Source organism: Pseudomonas boreofloridensis (assembly GCF_030580795.1).
In the GTDB taxonomy this organism is placed as follows: Bacteria; Pseudomonadota; Gammaproteobacteria; order Pseudomonadales; family Pseudomonadaceae; genus Aquipseudomonas; species Aquipseudomonas boreofloridensis.
In genome coordinates, this window is record NZ_JAUQOQ010000040.1 from 1 (window position 1) to 5322 (window position 5322).

Sequence of the window (5322 nt, forward strand, 5' to 3'; positions counted from 1 at the left end):
TCGTCGCCTAGATTATCAGCATCACAAGTGGCCATGCGAGAAATCACATAGTCATTTGAGATTGCTGAGCCAAGTTTAGGGTTTCTTAAAAACCCAAGCAGTATTGAACTGAAGAGTTTGATCATGGCTCAGATTGAACGCTGGCGGCAGGCCTAACACATGCAAGTCGAGCGGATGAGAGGAGCTTGCTTCTCGATTCAGCGGCGGACGGGTGAGTAATGCCTAGGAATCTGCCTGGTAGTGGGGGACAACGTTTCGAAAGGAACGCTAATACCGCATACGTCCTACGGGAGAAAGCAGGGGACCTTCGGGCCTTGCGCTATCAGATGAGCCTAGGTCGGATTAGCTAGTTGGTGAGGTAATGGCTCACCAAGGCGACGATCCGTAACTGGTCTGAGAGGATGATCAGTCACACTGGAACTGAGACACGGTCCAGACTCCTACGGGAGGCAGCAGTGGGGAATATTGGACAATGGGCGAAAGCCTGATCCAGCCATGCCGCGTGTGTGAAGAAGGTCTTCGGATTGTAAAGCACTTTAAGTTGGGAGGAAGGGTTGTAGATTAATACTCTGCAATTTTGACGTTACCGACAGAATAAGCACCGGCTAACTCTGTGCCAGCAGCCGCGGTAATACAGAGGGTGCAAGCGTTAATCGGAATTACTGGGCGTAAAGCGCGCGTAGGTGGTTTGTTAAGTTGGATGTGAAAGCCCCGGGCTCAACCTGGGAACTGCATCCAAAACTGGCAAGCTAGAGTACGGTAGAGGGTGGTGGAATTTCCTGTGTAGCGGTGAAATGCGTAGATATAGGAAGGAACACCAGTGGCGAAGGCGACCACCTGGACTGATACTGACACTGAGGTGCGAAAGCGTGGGGAGCAAACAGGATTAGATACCCTGGTAGTCCACGCCGTAAACGATGTCAACTAGCCGTTGGAATCCTTGAGATTTTAGTGGCGCAGCTAACGCATTAAGTTGACCGCCTGGGGAGTACGGCCGCAAGGTTAAAACTCAAATGAATTGACGGGGGCCCGCACAAGCGGTGGAGCATGTGGTTTAATTCGAAGCAACGCGAAGAACCTTACCAGGCCTTGACATGCAGAGAACTTTCCAGAGATGGATTGGTGCCTTCGGGAACTCTGACACAGGTGCTGCATGGCTGTCGTCAGCTCGTGTCGTGAGATGTTGGGTTAAGTCCCGTAACGAGCGCAACCCTTGTCCTTAGTTACCAGCACGTTATGGTGGGCACTCTAAGGAGACTGCCGGTGACAAACCGGAGGAAGGTGGGGATGACGTCAAGTCATCATGGCCCTTACGGCCTGGGCTACACACGTGCTACAATGGTCGGTACAGAGGGTTGCCAAGCCGCGAGGTGGAGCTAATCTCACAAAACCGATCGTAGTCCGGATCGCAGTCTGCAACTCGACTGCGTGAAGTCGGAATCGCTAGTAATCGCGAATCAGAATGTCGCGGTGAATACGTTCCCGGGCCTTGTACACACCGCCCGTCACACCATGGGAGTGGGTTGCACCAGAAGTAGCTAGTCTAACCTTCGGGGGGACGGTTACCACGGTGTGATTCATGACTGGGGTGAAGTCGTAACAAGGTAGCCGTAGGGGAACCTGCGGCTGGATCACCTCCTTAATCGAAGACATCAGCCTGCTGATGAGCTCCCACACGAATTGCTTGATTCATTGTGAAAAGACGATGCTGTAACGCGACCCTGTTATAGGTCTGTAGCTCAGTTGGTTAGAGCGCACCCCTGATAAGGGTGAGGTCGGCAGTTCAAATCTGCCCAGACCTACCAATTACTTGGTGCGGCCTACGAGATGTAGCAGATACACGGGGCCATAGCTCAGCTGGGAGAGCGCCTGCCTTGCACGCAGGAGGTCAGCGGTTCGATCCCGCTTGGCTCCACCACCTTTGTACAGCACTGTTAGAACTCAGAAATGAGCATTCGCGCGTCGCGTTGACGCCGCGTTGGAATGTTGATTTCTGGCTTTTGTCAGATCGTTCTTTAAAAATTCGGATATGTGATAGATACAGACTGATGACCAGTTTCACTGCTGGACATCAGGCTGAGGTAAAATTTGTGAGTTCTGCTCGAAAGAGCGACGTGCGAATTTTCGGCGAATGTCGTCTTCACAGTATAACCAGATTGCTTGGGGTTATATGGTCAAGTGAAGAAGCGCATACGGTGGATGCCTTGGCAGTCAGAGGCGATGAAAGACGTGGTAGCCTGCGATAAGCTTTGGGGAGTCGGCAAACAGACTGTGATCCAGAGATCTCTGAATGGGGGAACCCACCTAGGATAACCTAGGTATCTTGTACTGAATCCATAGGTGCAAGAGGCGAACCAGGGGAACTGAAACATCTAAGTACCCTGAGGAATAGAAATCAACCGAGATTCCCTTAGTAGTGGCGAGCGAACGGGGACCAGCCCTTAAGTTGATTTGAGATTAGTGGAACGCTCTGGAAAGTGCGGCCATAGTGGGTGATAGCCCCGTACACGAAAGTCTCTTTTCAATGAAATCGAGTAGGACGGAGCACGAGAAACTTTGTCTGAACATGGGGGGACCATCCTCCAAGGCTAAATACTACTGACTGACCGATAGTGAACCAGTACCGTGAGGGAAAGGCGAAAAGAACCCCGGAGAGGGGAGTGAAATAGAACCTGAAACCGTATGCGTACAAGCAGTGGGAGCCTACTTTGTTAGGTGACTGCGTACCTTTTGTATAATGGGTCAGCGACTTATATTCAGTGGCGAGCTTAACCGAATAGGGGAGGCGTAGCGAAAGCGAGTCTTAATAGGGCGCTTAGTCGCTGGGTATAGACCCGAAACCGGGCGATCTATCCATGGGCAGGTTGAAGGTTAGGTAACACTGACTGGAGGACCGAACCGACTACCGTTGAAAAGTTAGCGGATGACCTGTGGATCGGAGTGAAAGGCTAATCAAGCTCGGAGATAGCTGGTTCTCCTCGAAAGCTATTTAGGTAGCGCCTCATGTATCACTGCTGGGGGTAGAGCACTGTTTCGGCTAGGGGGTCATCCCGACTTACCAAACCGATGCAAACTCCGAATACCAGCAAGTGCCGAGCATGGGAGACACACGGCGGGTGCTAACGTCCGTCGTGAAAAGGGAAACAACCCAGACCGTCAGCTAAGGTCCCAAAGTCATGGTTAAGTGGGAAACGATGTGGGAAGGCTTAGACAGCTAGGAGGTTGGCTTAGAAGCAGCCATCCTTTAAAGAAAGCGTAATAGCTCACTAGTCGAGTCGGCCTGCGCGGAAGATGTAACGGGGCTCAAACCATGCACCGAAGCTACGGGTATCACCTTTGGTGATGCGGTAGAGGAGCGTTCTGTAAGCCTGTGAAGGTGAGTTGAGAAGCTTGCTGGAGGTATCAGAAGTGCGAATGCTGACATGAGTAACGACAATGCGAGTGAAAAACTCGCACGCCGAAAGACCAAGGTTTCCTGCGCAACGTTAATCGACGCAGGGTTAGTCGGTCCCTAAGGCGAGGCTGAAAAGCGTAGTCGATGGAAAACAGGTTAATATTCCTGTACTTGCAGTTATTGCGATGGAGGGACGGAGAAGGCTAGGCCAGCCTGGCGTTGGTTGTCCAGGTTTAAGGTGGTAGGCTGAAATCTTAGGCAAATCCGGGATTTCAAGGCCGAGAGCTGATGACGAGTTGCCTTTAGGCGACGAAGTGGTTGATGCCATGCTTCCAAGAAAAGCTCCTAAGCTTCAGATAACTGGGAACCGTACCCCAAACCGACACAGGTGGTTAGGTAGAGAATACCAAGGCGCTTGAGAGAACTCGGGTGAAGGAACTAGGCAAAATGGCACCGTAACTTCGGGAGAAGGTGCGCCGGCGAGGGTGAAGGACTTGCTCCGTAAGCCCATGCCGGTCGAAGATACCAGGCCGCTGCGACTGTTTATTAAAAACACAGCACTCTGCAAACACGAAAGTGGACGTATAGGGTGTGACGCCTGCCCGGTGCCGGAAGGTTAATTGATGGGGTTAGCGCAAGCGAAGCTCTTGATCGAAGCCCCGGTAAACGGCGGCCGTAACTATAACGGTCCTAAGGTAGCGAAATTCCTTGTCGGGTAAGTTCCGACCTGCACGAATGGCGTAACGATGGCGGCGCTGTCTCCACCCGAGACTCAGTGAAATTGAAATCGCTGTGAAGATGCAGTGTATCCGCGGCTAGACGGAAAGACCCCGTGAACCTTTACTATAGCTTTGCACTGGACTTTGAGCTTGCTTGTGTAGGATAGGTGGGAGGCTTTGAAGTGGGGACGCCAGTTCTCATGGAGCCATCCTTGAAATACCACCCTGGCAACCTTGAGGTTCTAACTCAGGTCCGTGATCCGGATCGAGGACAGTGTATGGTGGGTAGTTTGACTGGGGCGGTCTCCTCCCAAAGAGTAACGGAGGAGTACGAAGGTGCGCTCAGACCGGTCGGAAATCGGTCGTAGAGTATAAAGGCAAAAGCGCGCTTGACTGCGAGACAGACACGTCGAGCAGGTACGAAAGTAGGTCTTAGTGATCCGGTGGTTCTGTATGGAAGGGCCATCGCTCAACGGATAAAAGGTACTCCGGGGATAACAGGCTGATACCGCCCAAGAGTTCATATCGACGGCGGTGTTTGGCACCTCGATGTCGGCTCATCACATCCTGGGGCTGAAGCCGGTCCCAAGGGTATGGCTGTTCGCCATTTAAAGTGGTACGCGAGCTGGGTTTAGAACGTCGTGAGACAGTTCGGTCCCTATCTGCCGTGGACGTTTGAGATTTGAGAGGGGCTGCTCCTAGTACGAGAGGACCGGAGTGGACGAACCTCTGGTGTTCCGGTTGTCACGCCAGTGGCATTGCCGGGTAGCTATGTTCGGAAGAGATAACCGCTGAAAGCATCTAAGCGGGAAACTTGCCTCAAGATGAGATCTCACTGGGATCTAGAATCCCCTGAAGGGCCGTCGAAGACTACGACGTTGATAGGTGGGGTGTGTAAGCGCTGTGAGGCGTTGAGCTAACCCATACTAATTGCCCGTGAGGCTTGACCATATAACACCCAAGCAATTTGAGCGTGAGCGCCGAATTGTGGTGGTGAAGACGAGAGAACCGAAAGTTCGCGACGAACCACAGAATCACATATCCGAATAGGCTGGGGTGTCCGTAAGGGCGCACTGGCAACCGAATTTCTTGACGACCATAGAGCATTGGAACCACCTGATCCCATCCCGAACTCAGCAGTGAAACGATGCATCGCCGATGGTAGTGTGGGGTTTCCCCATGTGAGAGTAGGTCATCGTCAAGATTCAT

The 5322-nt window shown here is 52.3% G+C and carries 2 tRNA genes and 3 rRNA genes; all 5 read left to right on the forward strand.

Features of this window, described 5'->3' with window-relative positions:
* Positions 1–105 precede the first annotated feature (105 nt).
* Positions 106–1642: ribosomal RNA gene (locus Q6A47_RS22805) — 16S ribosomal RNA — on the forward strand.
* Between the two features lie 86 nt (positions 1643–1728).
* A tRNA-Ile gene (locus Q6A47_RS22810) sits at positions 1729–1805 on the forward strand.
* A gap of 37 nt (positions 1806–1842) precedes the next feature.
* Positions 1843–1918 (forward strand) — tRNA-Ala (locus Q6A47_RS22815).
* A 254-nt stretch (positions 1919–2172) separates the two neighbouring features.
* Positions 2173–5064: ribosomal RNA gene (locus tag Q6A47_RS22820) — 23S ribosomal RNA — on the forward strand.
* Between the two features lie 137 nt (positions 5065–5201).
* Positions 5202–5317: ribosomal RNA gene (gene rrf / locus Q6A47_RS22825) — 5S ribosomal RNA — on the forward strand.
* The 16S, 23S and 5S rRNA genes sit together here with 2 tRNA genes alongside, the layout of an rRNA operon.
* Positions 5318–5322 lie beyond the last annotated feature (5 nt).